Source organism: Massilia phyllostachyos (assembly GCF_021044825.1).
GTDB classification, from domain to species: Bacteria; Pseudomonadota; Gammaproteobacteria; order Burkholderiales; family Burkholderiaceae_D; genus Telluria; species Telluria phyllostachyos.
Genome location: NZ_JAJNOC010000039.1, coordinates 1 through 348, shown reverse-complemented (window position 1 = coordinate 348; position 348 = coordinate 1). Strand labels below are relative to the sequence as shown.

1 tRNA gene is annotated in these 348 nt (G+C 45.1%); it reads left to right on the top strand.

Features of this window, described 5'->3' with window-relative positions:
• The first annotated feature begins 27 nt into the window (after positions 1 to 27).
• Positions 28 to 103 (top strand) — tRNA-Ala (locus tag LQ564_RS25775).
• Positions 104 to 348: the final 245 nt, after the last annotated feature.

Genomic DNA, 348 nt, shown 5'->3' with positions numbered 1-348 from the left:
CCAACCAGCCCTACCACGTTTCACGTCGGGGGATTAGCTCAGCTGGGAGAGCACCTGCTTTGCAAGCAGGGGGTCGTCGGTTCGATCCCGTCATCCTCCACCACTTACTGTTCTGACTGCATTTATCTAAACCTGCCATCAAGCGGAATTAGATAAGTGTAGTTCTCGTTCTTTAACAATCTGGAAGAAGTAAAGTTTTTTTAAGCGTGCATGTAAAAGTGCACACTTAGGGTAGTAATCAAGTATCAACAAACATGCAACAAGCTGTACTCTTGATTCTGTAACGTTCTCTTTAACTCATGAAGAGGCCAACGTTATAGGGACAAGCGAATAAGTGCACATGGTGGA